The organism is Eisenbergiella massiliensis (genome assembly GCF_003435485.1).
The window spans coordinates 70673-88321 of the sequence record NZ_QVLV01000024.1 but is presented as its reverse complement, the minus strand read 5'-3'; the positions used below and the strand labels follow the sequence as shown (position 1 = coordinate 88321).

Below are 17649 nucleotides of genomic sequence, written 5' to 3'. Positions count from 1 at the left end.
AGAGAATCTGAAAGCCTTGATTTTACTGGCTTAGAGATTCCGAGAGACTATAAAGCGTAAAAGGAGGATGAATATGGCAAAAAATCCGGTAACACATCAAAAAGGAAGCAACAGGAAAGTGGGCAAACGGATTCTTTCCAGATGGCAGCTGTATCTGCTGCTTTTGCTTCCGGTACTGTGGCTGATAATTTTTGCTTATGTACCTATGAGCGGGCTGGTGCTTGCGTTTAAAAAATATAATGCGGGGCTGGGAGTGTGGGGAAGCCCCTGGGCAGGACTGGATAATTTCAGTAAATTTTTTAATTCCTTTAAATTTCCCATTGTCATGAAGAATACTTTGACAATTTCGCTGTATTCCCTGGCAGTATCCTTTCCCATTCCCATTATTTTTGCCCTGCTGCTCAATGCTATGTTGGGACAAAAATATAAGAAGGTAATCCAGACAGTTACCTATGTTCCCTATTTTATTTCCACGGTAGTTATGGTAGGCCTGATTTTCCAGCTGCTGGATTACCGCAATGGCCTTTATGGCAGCCTGTACAGCCTTTTTACAGGAAAGACAGCGCCGAATATTCTTTCCGAAGGAAGCCTTTTTAAGCATATTTATGTATGGTCCGGTGTGTGGCAGTCTACCGGTTACAGCGCTATTATTTATATTGCGGCTCTGTCAGGAGTGGATCAGTCCCTTCATGAAGCGGCCATGATTGACGGGGCCAGCCGTTTCCAGCGCCTGCGGTATATTGATGTCCCGGCGATTCTGCCTACAGCAAGTATCATGCTGGTGCTGGCGGTGGGAAATATTATGAACGTGGGTTATGAAAAAGTACTGCTGATGCAAAATGACCTGAACCTTAATTACAGTGAGATTGTTTCCACGTATGTATATAAGGTGGGCCTTGCCAGCGGAATTACTGATTTCTCATTATCAACAGCCATTGGCATGTTCAACTCAGTCATTAACTTCATCCTGCTGATTATAGCAAACTGGGGAAGCAAGAAGCTGAACGGCAGCGGTATATTCTAAGGAGGGCGGAACATGCATAAGTTTAAAAATTATAGTTTAAATGATAAGATTTTTTACATTGTGATTACCGTAATCCTGACCCTGTTTTTTATTATGGTGCTCTATCCCTGTATTTTTGTTATCAGCGCCTCTTTTTCTTCAGGAACCGCGGTGCAGTCCGGCAAGGTAGTGCTGTTCCCGGTAGATTTCAGCCTTGAGGGATATAAGACGGTATTTCATACCAATACGGTTTGGATAGGCTTCAGAAATTCGCTTTTTTATACGGTTGTAGGAACAGTAATCAATGTGGCGATGACCTTAACCGCGGCTTATTGCCTGTCCCGGCATGATCTGCCCGGACGTAACGGGATTATGCTGCTTTTTACCTTCACCATGTTTTTCAGCGGCGGCCTGATCCCCAACTATATGGTAGTGCAGAACCTGGGGCTTCTTAATACCAGATGGTCCCTGTTGCTCCCGGGAGCCATCAGTGTATATAATCTGATTGTTGCAAGAACCTTTATTGTAAACAGTATCCCCAATGAACTGCTGGAAGCCTCCCAGATGGATGGCTGTTCAGATTTTATGTATTACATAAAAGTGGTAATCCCGCTGTCTAAAGCGATTATAGCGGTTTTGGTACTGTTTTACGGCGTGGGGCACTGGAATGCATATTTTAACGCAATGATTTATCTGCATAATAAAGAACTCTATCCGCTGACGCTGTATCTGCGTGAAATCCTTATGTCCAGCCAAATCGATCCTTCCACAGTACAGGATCCTGAGCTTCAGGCGAGACTGGCTGATATGGTTGGGGTAATCAAATATTCACTCATTATGGTTAGCATGATTCCTGTATTACTGATATATCCTTTCGTACAGAAATATTTTGTTAAGGGTGTTATGATTGGATCCGTGAAGGGCTAGGCAGAAGGAGAAGAGTTGAAAGGCTATTTCATATGACTGAATAATCAATATCACAGATTTGCTGCGATATGTGGGAGGTTTAAAATGTATTTGGAAGAAAAAGACCTGGCATGGGCGCAGGAAACATTGGAAAGAACTGCGCATAAGCTTGAAAAGGTGGCTCAAAGATCAGCAGAAAAAATCCCCTATACTACGGTTGACGGAGTCCACGATGACAAATCGGGAGATAAGGAAATCGGCTGGTGGACCAATGGTTTTTGGGGCGGCATCATGTGGCAGATGTACACACTCACCGGAAAAGAGATTTACAGGAATATTGCGGAACAAAATGAAAAGAAACTTGATGCCGATCTGATGGACTATGAGAAATTGGATCATGACAATGGTTTCAAATGGCTGCCTACGGCAGTGGCCGATTACCGTGTAACAGGAAACCGAAGTTCCAAAAACAGAGGACTTCTGGCGGCAGGAAACCTGGCAGGACGATATAACTGCGCCGGAAAATTTATCCGGGCATGGAATGACTGGCCAAACAGCAAGGTTGACCGCAGAGGCTGGGCAATTATTGACTGTATGATGAATCTGCCTCTTTTGTACTGGGCAAGTGAAGAAACCGGCGATCCGAGATTTTCCCAGATTGCAGCGAACCATGCAGATACGGCAATGAAAGCATTTATCAGAGGCGACGGTTCGGCAAATCACATTGTGGAATTCGACCCGGCAAGCGGAGAAATGATCAAAAGCTATGGCGGCCAGGGCTACGGTGAAGGTTCGTCCTGGACAAGAGGCCAGAGCTGGGGGCTGTATGGGTTCATACTCAGCTATTTGCATACACAAAACAATGCCTATCTGGAAACGGCGGAAAGAATCGCGAATTATTTCATTGCCAATATTCCCGACAGCGGTTTGATTCCGGTAGATTTCAGGCAGCCTGAAGATGTGAAACTGGAAGACTCCACAGCCGCAGCTATTGCATCCTGCGGATTGATTGAACTGGCCAGGCAGAAAGATGGCCGGCAGCAAAAGATTTACCTGAATGCTGCGCTAAAAATGCTGCAGGCCCTCACGAAAAACAGCTTCAACTGGAATGAGGAGGAAGACAATCTGCTGACAAAATGTACCGCCGCCTATCATGATGAAAAACATGAATTTTCTATCATCTACGGTGATTACTTTTTCCTGGAAGCGCTGATGAAACTGGCAGATAAAGAATTATTCATCTGGTGAATTCCCTGAAGTTAATATAATAAGAGCAAGCAAAGAGAGACCTGCTGAAATGGCAGGTCTCTCTTTGTGCGGACACAGACTCATTAAAAGGGGGCTGCCGTCATTTGTCACCCTTTCAGTTCGTTAATAATTGAAAGCAGTTCTTCATCATGATTGACCCGGCAGGCAGATGGCGCGCCAAAAACCATACATGCCCGGTGCTCTCTGGTAAACGGATCCCATTTGGGCAGCAAATCGTGATTGGGATTTCCATATTTTGCAAAATGGATCCAGGCGTTAAAGATTTCTTCCTGCGTAACCCAGGTCTGTTCTCCGTTAAAGACACAGCCCTTGTCTTCTGCATTATGGAAAACAAAAGGAAGCTCCACCCCGTGCCAGCTGATTGTACCGCCGTTATAGGCACTTTCATATGTGAGCAGATATTCGTATACCGGAGCGCCGGATAAATCGGCGCGTTTTTCTGAAAAGAGATTAACATCCTGGCGGAAGGCCATGGGAATCAGGGTAAGCGCATAATAGGGTTTCAGGTTCGGATAGGTTTTTTTATAAATGTCATAAAGCGCCGGACCTTTCAGACCGTATTTCTCAGAAAGCTTTTTAACGACCTCACCTTCCGTTACCTGTGATTTATCCCGGCTGTCTGCCGGACCTGAAAATTCGCACAATGCATTGCCGATCATAACAGGTATGTTTCCGGTTTCTTCTCTGATTCCGGCCTGGCCGGGATCTCCGGGATAGTCTCCTGCGCCTGGCACCGGTGACCAGAAAAAGTAATCTTTAAAGGTATGGGGAACAAGCGCCATTAGTTCATTTACAGGCATGCTCTGCAGCTTATCTGTGCCGCCGGCGGCATTCACCAGAATCCTGGCATTTTTTTGTGCGGTTTCTCTGGTAATCCTCATGGGAAGACCGTCAACAGGTCCTTCCATCCTGGTAATGCCGCTCATGATAATGGCCTTGTGATATAAACCATCGGCGCAGGGCATCTGCATCAGCGTGGTCACCTTTCCGCCGCCGCCGGAATGTCCATAAATTGTAACATTATCAGGATTTCCGCCAAAGGAAGCAATGTTTTCCTGTACCCATTTCAAGGCTTCCACAAGATCAAGAATACCGACATTTCCGGATTCCCGGAAGTCATCGCCATATTGAGATAAATCAAGGAAACCTAAAACATTAAGCCGGTGGTTTACGGTTACGGAAACCACATCTCCTAAAAGAGCCTGTTCCTTACCTTCATAGCAGGTAAGATGGATGGCGCTTCCGGAAAAATATCCCCCGCCGTGCAGAAAGACCATTACCGGTTTTTGCGCTTCTTTATCCAGGGAGGTGGTCCAGATATTCAGATTCAGGCAATCCTCCGAGCTATGCCACAGCCTGGGCATGCCCATAATTTCATCCGGTAAGAAGTTATCATCCATATTGGGGCAGGTGTAGCCATAAGTTGTGGCAGTTAATGTCCCCTTCCAGGGGCTGACCGGTTCTGCTTTTTTAAAACGTTTTGCTTTACCATAGGGAATGCCGAGAAAGGTATATACATCATTTTCCATGAAGCCCCGTATTCTGCCGGCATTTGTGTTGACTTCGGCAAAGCCGTCGCGGCAGACAAAGTTTTTAAGTCTTTCCATCTTCTCCTCCTTTTGGAATCTATTTTCTATTCTTTTAAAATAGCATATCTAATTCGGGCATTTATAGCAAAAATCCCATTTCCTGTATGACATTTTCTGAGTTTCACTGATAGAATGGCAGCGATCCGATTCAGATTCCCCGAAAAAAGTAATATTGCACTTGAGTTTTAGCTTATTTAGCCGACTCATATAAAAAATATAACTATCTAAAATATCTTGACACATATGATGTGTAGATTATATAATAAATTTAGCTAAATCGTTACAGCTAATTAGCAAAAATAATAAATGAGATAATATGCTGTTTGACTGCAGCAAACGGCAAAAATTATTTTAGCGAATTAGCAATATGAATTAGCAAATGTAAATCAGAAAATCTATTGGGAGGAAACAGATGAAAGTTAAAAAATGGGTTGCATTACTGCTCGCGGGAACTATGGCGCTATCTGCAGCGGGATGTGGCGGAACGAAAGACACAGCCTCTAGCTCAGCGGATGAAAGCAGGGTAACAGAAACGGCAGCAAATGCCGGAGAGAATAGTCAGGCCGCTGAAACAAATGCGGAAAACAGCAATTACGGCGGAACATTAAAAATCGGGCTCCAAAATGCCATTGTTCATTTAGGATATGTTCATACCGGGCTTGGTACATCAGAAGCAATGATACTGGATACCTGCTGTGAGCATTTATGCAGATACGCGGAAGACGGAACACTTACTCCCTGGCTTTGTACTGCTTATGAAGAGGATCCGGATAATCTGACGCTGACGGTACATTTACGCGAAGGCATAAAATTTCATGACGGCAGTGATTTTAATGCTGAAGCTGTAGTCTGGAACTGGCAGGAATGGACAAATGCAGGGAATATTGAACTAAACTGTGTTGATAATTATGAAATTATTGATGACCATACAGTTGTGGTACATTTAAGTGAATGGTCCAATAATATAGCAACATCCTGCCTCTATACTGCAGGAATTATGGTTTCTGCAGAGTATGCGAAAGCAAATGGCACAGATGCGCTGGATAAAAATCCTGTGGGAACCGGAGCGTTTAAATTTGAGGAATGGGTTGTTGATGAAAAGATAGTATTTAAAGCAAACGAGGACTACTGGATCGAAGGTCTGCCCTATCTTGACGGCATTGAGTTCGCTATTATTCCGGATGAGGCCGCCCAGATATCCGCATTCCAGACCGGGGAAATAGATGTTCTCCTGAACTGTAACTCTGATGCGAGCAGGACCCTGAAAGAAGCCGGTTTTACTCCTGAGGCGAAATCCTTAATAAGCGGCGGTATGTCATTTATGTTCTGGTTCAGTTGTCAGGATGATGGCCCTATGGGAAATGTTGATGCCCGCCGGGCTGTATGTTCTGCAATTGATAAGGATGCTATTGTAAATTATATTAAGGAGAACAGCGGTGCAGTGATAGAAAGGACTGCGCAGTGGGGACCGAATGATGTATGGTCTGCAAATCCTGACTTAAAAGGATATCCATATGACCCTGAAGCTGCCAGGGAATATTTGAAAGCAGCAGGCTATCCGGATGGATTTGATATGATTATTTATTATGGTAACGGCGGCGATGATGAGGAAATTTGTTCTCTGGCACAAAGTTATCTGGCTGAAGTTGGAATTAATGCGAAGCTGGAATTGATTGACTCCACTATAACAAATGAGTTATCCGGTATTAATGGAGAATCCTTTAACGGGATGATATTTAGCGCCGGGCGTGCTGAAGTAGATCTTACTACATATTATAATCGGACATTTTTACCGGATGGTGTACGTTGGGTCAACCAGGTTACGCATGAGGAAGATATCGTTGAATTAATTAATCTTGCAACCACATGTAAAACTTTTGAAGAAAAAGAAAAGTATTGTCAGGAATTATCCAAAACAGTTATTGATGACTACTGTGAATTAATGCCGCTGTATATCTCCAGCGATACAATTTTTACCCATGGTAATTTAGTTGATCACGGTATTTATCAGATTAACGCAATTATTTGGACACCGGAATCTGCGTATCTCACCAGGTAAATGATTAGGGATGATCGGCAGAAAAATATCTGCCGATCATTTTTAACGGAAGGAGCAGGATTTTGAAGAAATATATAATAAAGCGTTTGGGACAGGCTGCTATTACTATTATATTGATCTCTGTTTTTGCATATCTGCTGATGTACATAGTGCCGGGGGATCCGGTTTATGCCATATTAGGCAGTGATATTACAAGAGAGCAGTATGAAAAACAATATTTACTCATGGAATTAGATAAACCTATGCTGGTAAGGTATTGGCATTGGGTTGAGAAGATTGTGCAGGGAGATATGGGATTATCCTATAAATATACGAAACCGGTAATGGATTTATTGCGGCAGCGATTACCGGTAACCATGTATCTTGGGGGGATATCTCTGATTATCAGTGTGTTTTTGGGAATAATTCTGGGAACTTTATGCGGAATTAACAGAGGCAGAACGGTGGATAATGTTTTGACTGTATTGGCCAATATTGGTTCTGTTGTACCGGGCTTCTGGCTGGCTGTTGTTGGAATGTATATTTTTTCCATTAAGCTTGGCTGGCTGCCTTCTTATGGTTTTTCTTTTCCGACAGCAGGCGTGGGATTAAGTATAAAACAGACGATTATGCCGGTGGTCTGCCTCAGTGTTGGCGCTGTTGCCAGCCTGACCAGACAAATGCGTTCAGGCATGCTGGAAGTCATTCGGCAGGACTACATAAGGACTGCACGGGCAAAGGGATTGAAGGAATCCCAGGTTATCGTCAGGCACGCTATTAAAAATGCAATTATTCCGGTAGTTACATTATTGGGAATGAATCTGAGGGGGATTGTTTCAGGAGCAGTTACCATTGAAACGGTATACGCAATTAATGGCACAGGTTCTTTATTGGTTAACAGCATTGTTGGGAGAGACTATCCGGTTATTCAGGCATGTGTTCTGATTATATCTGTAGTAGTCGTATTATCTAACCTGTTGGTGGATATCTGCTATGGTTATCTTGATCCCCGCATCCGATTACAATAAAGGAGAAAATATTATGAAGCATCAGTCCCGTTTTACCTACAGCCTGAAAGTGCTGTTCAGCAGGAAATTAGTGGTATTTGCTGTCTGCCTTGTTGTTTTATTTGTCCTGATTGCCGTTTTCATTCCGGTTTTATCCCCTTATGATCCATATAAAACAGATATGACAAGTTCTCTGTTAAAGCCGTCTTCGGAACATTGGCTTGGTACGGATAAACTGGGAAGGGACGTGCTGACCCGGTTGATGTATGGAACAAGGACCTCCTTATGTATTGGCGTCCTTTCGGTTTTTCTTTCCAGTATTCTGGGAGTGGCAATTGGTTTGATAAGCGGCTTCTACGGAGGTATTGTCAATACTGTTTTGTCAAGAATTGTAGATGCATTACTGGCAATTCCCAATATTATGTTTGCCATGGCGCTGAGTATAATGTTTTCCAGCGGAAGTATTTTAGGGCTTGTACTTGTACTGGGAATATCCACAGTCCCTACTTATGCAAGGCTGCTGACCGCACAGGTATTACAGATAAAAAATTCTGACTTTATGACGGCGGAGAAGGTGTTGGGAATCAGTAATAAAAAGAAAATAATGTCACATCTGCTTCCCAATTGCATATCACCGATTTTAGTGGTATTAACAGCAAATATAGGATTTACAATATTAGCAGAATCCAGCCTCAACTTTTTAGGGTTAGGGGTATCCGCTCCTGTAGCCAGCTGGGGCGGTATGGTGAGTGAAGCGTATACATTACTTTTATCAAGGCCCGTTTATGCGATGGCGCCGGGCATATGTATTATGCTGTTGGTTTTTGGTTTTAATATTTTGGGTGATGGAATCCGGGATGCAATAGATCCAAGATTAAGAGGAACATTATAGGAGGTTGCTATGGAACACTTTTGGGAAGTGAAAGATCTTTCGGTGAGCTATGAAAATTTGGATGGACTTACACAAGCTGTCGATCATGTATCCTATTATGTTGATCATGGAGAAATTGTGGGGATTGTTGGAGAAAGCGGATCCGGGAAAAGCCAGACACAGCTGGCGGCTTTGCAGCTGATTCCGACACCGCCGGGGAAAATTGATAATGGAGAGGTGCTGCTTAATGGAAGGAATATATTAAGTTCAAAACCAAACAGCAGCGAGATGAGAAAAATTCGGGGCGGACGTGTCGGGATGATTTTTCAGGAACCAATGACATCGCTTAATCCGGTTAAAACAGTAGGATTTCAGATTATAGAAGCAATTCTTCTGCATTCTGATACTGATAAAAAGAAGGCGGAAGAGAAAGCCGTCGAATTAATGGAAAAAGTCGGCATTGCTGATGCGAAAACACGTTTATATGACTATCCGCACCAGTTTTCCGGCGGTATGAGACAGAGGATTATGATAGCCATAGCCCTGGCGGGGAATCCGGATATGATCATTGCGGACGAACCAACAACAGCGTTGGACGTTACGACGCAGGCACAAATACTGGATCTGCTCAAAACGCTTGCAAAAGAAAAAAATACAGCACTATTGATGATTACCCATAATCTGGGAATTGTAGCCAGATATGCAGAACGGATATACGTTATGTATGCCGGGAATATTGTGGAAGCCGGAACCACAATGGAAATATTCCATGAGCCGTCGCATCCATATACCAGAGGGTTATTGAGAGCAGTCCCCAGACTGGACGATGATAAAAACCGTTTGATTCCAATTGACGGAAATCCTCCGACGCCAACAAACAGGAAAGAAGGCTGTCAGTTTATCGACAGGTGCAGATATGCATGTGAGAAATGTTATGGAAAAGCTATGCCGGCTTTAAGACAGGAAAGTGAAACACATTTTATTGCCTGCTATTTGAGCAAAGAAGAACTGGATGAAAAAGAAAAAAGCTGGGAAACAGAAAAATCGGTACATAAATCTTTGCCGGGGGATGAAGTGGTGCTGGAGGCAAAGGATATTGATGTATCTTTTCCTGTAAAGGGAGGCTTTTTCAAGAAAAAAAGCGGAAATCTCAATGTATTGCATCATGTAAATTTTCAATTATATAAAGGTGAAACATTGGGGCTGGTTGGCGAATCCGGCTGCGGAAAGACAACAACGGCAAAGGCGGTTTTAAAATTATTGGATGAAACAGTGGGGAAGGTCTATCTTAATGGTGAAGAAATACTGGGTGTACCTGAGCGTTTGTTCCGGAAGGAAAGAAGAAAAATACAGATGATATTCCAGGACCCCTCCAGTTCTCTTGACCCCAGGAAATCGGCAGAAGAGCTTGTAGGGGAACCGCTGTTTCCATATGGCCTGGTGAAGAGCAAAGAAGAGTATGATAACAGGGTGGATGAACTGTTTAAGCTGGTCGGTTTGGAGCCTGCACTCAAAACCAGGTACGCCCATGAATTCTCCGGAGGGCAGAGACAACGTGTTGGGATTGCCAGAGCTTTGGCCTGTGAACCGGAAATCATTATTTGTGATGAACCGATATCCGCGTTAGATGTTTCAATACAGGCGCAGATTATTAATCTATTGGAAGATTTGCAGGAAAAGCTGGGACTTTCCTATTTATTTGTGGCGCATGACTTATCGGTGGTCAAGCATATCAGTCATCGGGTGGCGGTGATGTATTTGGGGGTAATTGTAGAATTAACCAGCAGCAGTGATTTATATAAAAATCCATTACACCCTTATACAAAAGCGTTGCTGCGTTCAGTTCCAATACCGGATCCTGTTCTTCAGGAGGGAGAGAAGAACTATGAACTGAGAGGTGAAGTCCCGAGTATTGTAAAGAGGCCCGAAGGCTGTCCGTTCAGTAACCGCTGTGAGCTGGCTACGGAAAAATGCAGACAGCAGATCCCGGATTTCCAGGAAGTTGAAAAGGGACATTTTGTAGCATGCTTTGCTGTAAAAAAGTCCTGTTAAATTGGAGCCTTGCAGGAGCAGGCGGAAAGGAAGTAAAATGGCGGTTTGTAAAATAAAGGATATAGAGCTTGAATATGAAGAATACGGAACAGGAGAAAGATATTTACTTTGCTGCCAGCAAAGCCATTCAAAAGTGGTAAACTGGACAATTGATCTTGCTGAGAAGGCAGGTTTCCATGTGTACGATATTGTAATTCGCGGATTTGGAAGGTCAACACATATTACGGAAGATTTGGGAGATACATGGTATGATATGTGGGCACAGGATGCCTGTGATTTCGCAGATGCAATGGGAATAGACAAGTTTTTTTATTCGGGAGTATCCCATGGCGCGGGAATAGGATGGCATATTTGCGTAAATCATCAGGAAAGAGTCAGGGCCTTTTTTTCTATTGTGGGAGGACCTCATAGTAAGGATGGACAGGAAACAGGTTCTGCACGTATGAAAACCATAATGGCAGCAAAGACAGAAGAAACATGGAAAGCACATTGCGACGCCTGTGACGCTGATTTTTCAAGAGAACGTCCGGAAGGGATGAGCGAAGAGCTTTGGGAACTGAAACTGCGGTTCCATGAGGAACAAATCGAAAACATGCGGAATATGTCTTTGGAAGAAGCACGTTTGAATCCGCGAAAACCTTTTCCGAAGCAAAAAACAGAAGAAGAGTTAATTGCGGTTTTAAGCCAGGTTAAGATTCCTGTGCTGATGATGGGCGGTATGCACGATCCCATCTGTCTGCCTGAAAATCTGGTACGTTCATGTAAAGCGGTTACAGGTTCTAAAATGATTATATATGAAGATGCAACTCATGGGCTGGATATGGAACATAAAGATGAGGTCGTCAGGGATATTGTCCGTTTTTGTGAAGATCGCGGGTTATAATAAGGATTGTGGTGTGAGGAAGATATGGGAAGTACAGGGATAAAAGAAATTGTCACTAAAAGAGGAACTTACATAGGAAGAGTAGAGAAGGAGACAGGAACCTGTTCCTTTCTGGGAATTCCATATGGTACAGCCGCGCGGTGGGAAAGAGCAGCCGACGTGAAAACAACACCGGAAGTTAAAATCAATGCATGCAGTTACGGGCCTTCCCCCTGGCAGGACATTGTACAGGAGGACTATGGGATTCCCGTCGAAATGAATGAGGAATGTCTGAACCTGAATCTGTTTGGCAGGGATTTGGAACAAACGGGAAAAACAGTAATGGTTTGGATCTATGGAGGGGCCCAGGTAGCCGGAAATAATATTGGCTGCAAAACAGGTTCCGGAGAAGCGCTGTTTGACGGGAAAAAGATAGTGGAAAATAATTCTGATATCCTGGTCGTGGTTCCCAATTACAGGGTTGGAATCTGGGGTTCTGTAAATCTTTCCACATTGAACGGTTTTACAGAACGTTATCAATTCAGTAATAATCTTGCGAGACTGGATATTGTACAGTGCCTGAAGTGGATCCATGAAAATATTGAAGCCTTTGGCGGTGATAAAAACAAGGTAACATTATTTGGGCAGTCAGCTGGCTCTGCCAATATAAGCAGCCTGCTTCTGATGCCGGAGGCCAGAGGACTATTTAAAAGGGTTATCTGTGAAAGTTCGTTCGCTATGGATTTGAGTCTGACCTCATATCAGGATAGTATTACGATATCTGATGAATTTTTCAAACGCCTTCATGTGAAATCTGTGGAAGAGGCTGAAAGGCTGGAAGCGAAGACCTTATTGAGAGTGCAGAATGAGATTATAAAGCATTCTATGGGGGGAACACCGATATTTTCAGGCGTAAATTCAAAGCTTTTTTCCCCTGTTATTGATAATGCTGTAATCCCGGAAAATTATTGGGATTACTTCATACAGACCGGATGCTGCGGAATAGATTTCCTTGGAGGGACAAATGAGGGGGAATATGACCAGCAGTTTGAAAGATTTAAAGAACCCGGTAAATGGGCCGAAGCGAAACAAATGTTATTGGACCATTGTAAAGCAAAACTGGATCCGTTACATGGAGGAAGGGAGGATATTATATCTTTATATGCAGAAAATGAAAAAATGGCGAGGACGGATTTCGATGCATACAGAGATTTAAAAAATGATATTTATCTGCGGATGGGGGCTTTAAGCTATGGAATGATATTTGCAGAACAAGGCTCTTCTTCCTATCTTTATTATCTTGCTTTACAGGGTACGGGCAGGGGGGAGAATACAAGATGCCCACATGGAGCAGAAATCCCCATATTATTTATGAAAGACAGTGCTGCTGATGAAGAATGCCAAAGGCAGATACGTAATGCATGGTATGACTTTGCCCGTTCAGGAAATCCCAATGGAGAAGATAATAAAAATTTTTGGAAGCAGGTTGGAAATGGTACCCTGAATACGATGAAGATAGGAAAAGCTTTTGTTATGACATCCGGAGTCCGGCTTAGGGATGCATCGTTGCTGCTCCCTCTTATGAAGGAATATCAGGAATGTCCTGCGTTTAAAAAAATATGTAAAAGGTTTATTAAGATCAATTGAGGGGGAAGAAATCTAAAACAGCTTAAGTGAGGGAAATATGAGAAAAAAGGAAAAGGTTCTTTTTAACAGAAATTATAATATGATGATGCTGGTTGGATTATTAATTGCATTCGGCTACAGTATGATTTCAACCCTGATTTCTTCTTATGCAGTGGAAATAGGCGCATCTTTAACTATAGCAGGTACGGCAGCAGGAATATATTCGATATCAGCATTATTGGTACGCCCCTTCAGCGGTATAGCGGCAGACAGGGTAAACAGGAAATATATGTGCCTTTTGGCTACATCTGTAATATGTTTTGTTATGCTTGGTTATGGTCTGGCGGCAAATATTGGCGCTCTGATGATTATCAGGATTATTCACGGCGCGGCCTTTGGTATCAGCGGAACTGCTAATATGTCTTTAATCAGCGAATATATACCTGAAGAAAGGATGGGAGAGGGATTAGGATATTATGGTATGGGGCAGGTGCTTTCACAGGTTTGCGGCCCCAGCCTTGGGGTGGCGATAAAGAACCGTTTTGGATATCATACGTTATTTTACTGTATTTGTTTCCTTACTCTTATTGCCGTAGCTGTTCTTTTGCTTCTGAAGTATGCGCCGGCGCAATATAGTACGGAAAAGAAAGAAAAAATTTCCGTTCAAAATCTCATTGCCAGGGATTGTCTTATATATGCCCTGGTTGCAGGCATGTTCTCCATGTGTAACGGTGTTGTAAATTCTTTTTTGCAGCTTCTTGGAACGAGCAGGAATATTTCCGGAATTCCATTATTCTTTTCTGTGAATGCCATTATATTATTTGTTCTCAGGCTTTTTATGGGGAAGGTGGTGGACAAGAGCGGATTAACAGGCGTAGTAAACTTTTCGCTTATTGCAGGTGCGGTTTCCATGGCGCTGCTGGGGGCCGCTTATGGAATGCCGCTTATCATATTGTCGGCGGTGCTTAAAGCATTCAGCCAGGGAGGAGGTCAGATATCCCTTCAGACAGCATGTATCAAAAAAGCGGGTCCGGCAAGAGTTGGTATTGCCACAAGCACCTATTATATTGGGGCAGACATCGGTCAGGGAATAGGACCTATAGTTTGCGGTAAAATTGCGGAAAACACTAATTATGAGATTATGTTTTATGTAACAGGGATAATAATGATCGCTTCATTGGTAATTTTTAATATGTATCAAAAACGGGAAGGGAAAAGAGTTATAGCGGATTTGGCGCATTGATATTGGATAATAATTGTATTATAATAATCAATATCAGGAAAAGCGTTGAAATCAGTACGATAAATTAAGGAGAAGTGTGATTGCTGTTTTTTGGTTGAATCATACATATGGCGGATGAAGAAAAAAAATGAGACTGTTCAAATCAAGCAGATTGCTGAAAGATTAAATATATCACCTTCCACAGTTTCTGTTGTATTGAGCGGTAAAGGCGATGAAATGAGGATTTCTAAAGCAACACAGGAAATTGTGCAGAAGATGGCGCAGGAAATGAATTATCATCCTAATGTGTATGCGAGACGGTTACGGAATGCAGATACGCAAAAATCTCATTTTGTCATCGCAATTTTTATGAACATCCGTACCACAGGGGAGAGAATAGCCGGTATCAATGAAGGATTATGGGCAGCTGAAAAAAATAAGAAATATGTGCTTGATTATATTCTGGAATTTTTTGAATATGATAATCTTTCAGAATGCGACAGTGTAATCAGCTCCAGCATGTATAATGGCGCTCTTGTAGTCGGTACATCTGAGAAGGATATTGATTACCTGAATAATAAGCAATTGGATTTGCCTGTGGTAGTTATGAATGTGCCGGGTGAAGGCTTCAGCAGTGTATATGTGGACGAATATCAGGTAGGAAGGGAGTGTGCAAAGCTATTTCAGAAAGCTGCTATTTCCACAGCAGGAATTATTACGCAAATTTATAAAGGGCGAGGCCCTGGAATGAGGCAATTAGGATTCCTGCAGGCTTGTAAAGAATACGAAATCCGGGTTGAAGAAAATTGGAAAATAGATACGCAGGAGCGTACCTTTGATTGCGGCAGAACGGCGATGAAACAGCTGCTGAGTCAGCAGGAAATTCCGCAGGCAGTGTTTATTATGTCGGATAAAATTGCGATTGGAGCTGTTTATACTCTTAATGAAGAAAATTTATCGGTTCCAGAGGATCTGAGTATAATCTGTTACGGAGATAATGAGTTGCTGAACATCATGAAGCCTACAATTAGCTGTATTCGATTTTCTGTTAATGATATGATTGAAGACGCTATATCGTTATTGATTGCAATGTTTGAAAATAATATTAAGGAGCCGATGGCAAAAATAAAGACGGCAGACTTTGTGTTCAGGGAGAGTTTTCCCAATCCGGAAAAATGTGACTAAAATAATAGAGTATTATAAAAAGAGAAGCACTGTATTTTTTGTAAACACAGTACTTCTCTTTTTATATATGTTGGCTTGCAATATAATATTTAGCAAAAAATAAATTTAGCTTAATTGTGCCTTGAAAGATACAATATATTAATAGTATAATGAATTTAGAAATATTAGTTTATATAGATAAATGAAAGCAAAAATGAATATATACAACTTTGGTTTATTTAGCTGTTTTTAAATAAATTTAGCAAATATTTTAATGAGTCATTCTTAGGAGAAAACTTGTGAAAATTAAAAAGCAAATAGGAACATTGCGTTTTCGGTTGCTAATTATAACTATTATATCAATAACAATGCTTTTTATATTGATGATTATTTCCGGATTATCCTTTATTTATGAGATAAGGGATGAATTTTTTGAAACAAATAATTATGTAGTTGAGACTTTCTCTGATAAATTTGAGGTTGAGTTAAATGTATTGGACTCCTATGTCGAAAGCCTATATGCCGAAAATAATAGTTTTCATATACTAACGCATCAGCTTGGAATGTTAAATAGAATTAACTGGGAGTATTATTTAAAGAATGCAATGCAAAGTAAAGCTGATTCTATCAATGAATATGGTGGGGTTTTTTATTATGATGGTACAAGAAATGCTCTCCGCAGCTGCTATAGTGGGAACTACAGTACCCCAGAGATGTATTCGATAAATCATGAACTGCGTGGATGGCTGTATGAAAGACGAGAAACATTTTATTCAGGGATTGAATCGTTTGATAATAAGAAATTTTTATTGACAATACGCGGAAATGGTACATATTGTGTCGGTTATTTCCTCGAATTAAACAGGTTTTATGAAAATGAGGTTTTACATGAAGATTCGGATATCCAGTTAATTCTCGTTGATAAGGATTCAAATTATTTATGCGATATTGGTGAGAAAATTATAGAGGAAGATCAGATTTTGGAAGCTATGCAGCGTACCCGACTGAATGGATACAGATATCTGCTTGTATCTTCACATATTGGCGGCAGGAATATACGGCTAGTAATGATAAGGCCATATCTTATATACATGAGGTTTTGGCAAAAATGGTACTTCTGGATATCGGTTATTGCAATAACTGTAATAAATGTCATAATTGCATTTGGCTACAATGCTTTTGCTAAAAAGGTGGTACTGGTGCCGATAAATAAATTAGTACAAAAAGTAAATAATCTGGAAAAAAAAGATATACCCCATCAGAAAGAAACCTATAGTAAAGTACAAGAGTTTCGTGAGATAGAAATCCAAATAGATGAACTGATAAGGCGTATCTATAATCTACAGTATGAAATTTTTAAGGTGGAGTCAGAAAAGCAGCAGGTGGAGCTGCAGAGTTACCAAATTTGCCTAAAACCTCATTTTTTCTTAAATTGTCTTAAAAGTATTGACGCCTTGTACCAGAATAACAGTCCTTCTCTGGACGTTTTTCTGCGCGTGCTTTCAGATTATATGCGAAAGAGGCTTTCCTATTTGTCGGCTACGGTTTCTCTTGCAGAGGAAGAAGAGATGATACAAGATTATTATTCTCTTATGTCGATTCTGCACCAGACACCGGTATTATTGGAAAAAGAAATTGCCGAAAATACAAAAAGCAGTCTTATTCCAGTTTTTGCACTTCAGACATTTGTTGAAAATTCCTATAAATATGCGCAGATTAACGGAAAAATCTTGGATATTAAAATAAGAACTTCTTTTATAAGTGTTGATGGAAAGAATATTCTATTACTGGTGGTCAGCGATAATGGAAAAGGGTATAGTGATAAAATGATAGCTGCAGTAAATCAACCGCTTTGCGCGCCGGTAATCAGCAAAGAGCATATAGGAATAGACAATCTGCGTAGCCGCTTATGGCTTTTGTATGGGGAGAAGGCAAAAGTAATTTTATATAATGGAGTATCTGGGGGCGCAGTCGCTGAGGTTTATATCGAGCAGGAATGTGCGGACACAAAGAATAGCGAAGAAGGCAGGAGGGGATAAA

General features: G+C 41.8%; 13 protein-coding genes. 12 read left to right on the top strand and 1 reads right to left on the bottom strand.

The genetic code is table 11. The features are described from left to right. The first annotated feature begins 73 nt into the window (after positions 1-73). From DXC51_RS23970 to DXC51_RS23960, 3 genes are all read left to right on the top strand, one after another. Entirely contained in the window at positions 74-1024 is a 951-nt protein-coding gene (locus tag DXC51_RS23970; RefSeq protein ID WP_025489121.1) for an ABC transporter permease, read from the top strand. Positions 1025-1036: 12 nt separating this feature from the next. Then, on the top strand, positions 1037-1930 hold the full coding sequence (locus DXC51_RS23965; RefSeq protein ID WP_025489122.1) for a carbohydrate ABC transporter permease: 894 nt from the start codon (positions 1037-1039) through the stop codon (positions 1928-1930). Positions 1931-2014: 84 nt separating this feature from the next. Continuing rightward, the gene (locus tag DXC51_RS23960; RefSeq protein ID WP_117545557.1) at positions 2015-3157 is read left to right on the top strand and encodes a glycoside hydrolase family 88 protein; all 1143 of its coding nucleotides are present in this window, start codon (positions 2015-2017) and stop codon (positions 3155-3157) included. A gap of 107 nt (positions 3158-3264) precedes the next feature. On the opposite strand, the gene DXC51_RS23955 is transcribed toward DXC51_RS23960, so the two are convergent. Next, positions 3265-4785, bottom strand: a complete 1521-nt coding sequence (locus tag DXC51_RS23955) for a carboxylesterase/lipase family protein (RefSeq protein ID WP_117545556.1) — start codon at positions 4783-4785, stop codon at positions 3265-3267. A gap of 394 nt (positions 4786-5179) precedes the next feature. Between DXC51_RS23955 and DXC51_RS23950 the strand changes: the two genes are divergently transcribed. The 9 genes from DXC51_RS23950 to DXC51_RS23910 all read left to right on the top strand — a co-directional run bounded on the left by DXC51_RS23950 (position 5180) and on the right by DXC51_RS23910 (position 17648). Next, the gene (locus DXC51_RS23950) at positions 5180-6826 is read left to right on the top strand and encodes an ABC transporter substrate-binding protein (RefSeq protein ID WP_021637929.1); all 1647 of its coding nucleotides are present in this window, start codon (positions 5180-5182) and stop codon (positions 6824-6826) included. A 62-nt stretch (positions 6827-6888) separates the two neighbouring features. Continuing rightward, a complete protein-coding gene (locus tag DXC51_RS23945; protein ID WP_102289476.1) occupies positions 6889-7833 on the top strand; it encodes an ABC transporter permease in 945 nt (314 codons plus the stop codon). Between the two features lie 13 nt (positions 7834-7846). Beyond that, positions 7847-8704 (top strand): ABC transporter permease, encoded by an 858-nt coding sequence (locus tag DXC51_RS23940; RefSeq protein ID WP_035322807.1) that lies wholly within the window; start codon positions 7847-7849, stop codon positions 8702-8704. Positions 8705-8713: 9 nt separating this feature from the next. After that, positions 8714-10735 (top strand): ABC transporter ATP-binding protein, encoded by a 2022-nt coding sequence (locus DXC51_RS23935; protein ID WP_117545555.1) that lies wholly within the window; start codon positions 8714-8716, stop codon positions 10733-10735. A gap of 37 nt (positions 10736-10772) precedes the next feature. After that, positions 10773-11618 (top strand): alpha/beta fold hydrolase, encoded by an 846-nt coding sequence (locus DXC51_RS23930; protein ID WP_021637933.1) that lies wholly within the window; start codon positions 10773-10775, stop codon positions 11616-11618. Between the two features lie 24 nt (positions 11619-11642). Then, a complete protein-coding gene (locus DXC51_RS23925) occupies positions 11643-13244 on the top strand; it encodes a carboxylesterase family protein (protein ID WP_117545554.1) in 1602 nt (533 codons plus the stop codon). A gap of 37 nt (positions 13245-13281) precedes the next feature. Continuing rightward, a complete protein-coding gene (locus tag DXC51_RS23920) occupies positions 13282-14466 on the top strand; it encodes an MFS transporter (RefSeq protein ID WP_021637935.1) in 1185 nt (394 codons plus the stop codon). Positions 14467-14580: 114 nt separating this feature from the next. Next, positions 14581-15630: a LacI family DNA-binding transcriptional regulator gene (locus DXC51_RS23915; protein WP_021637936.1), complete on the top strand. Its 1050-nt coding sequence runs from the start codon at positions 14581-14583 to the stop codon at positions 15628-15630. A 278-nt stretch (positions 15631-15908) separates the two neighbouring features. Further along, the gene (locus DXC51_RS23910; RefSeq protein WP_035322811.1) at positions 15909-17648 is read left to right on the top strand and encodes a sensor histidine kinase; all 1740 of its coding nucleotides are present in this window, start codon (positions 15909-15911) and stop codon (positions 17646-17648) included. The last annotated feature ends 1 nt before the right edge of the window (position 17649 follow it).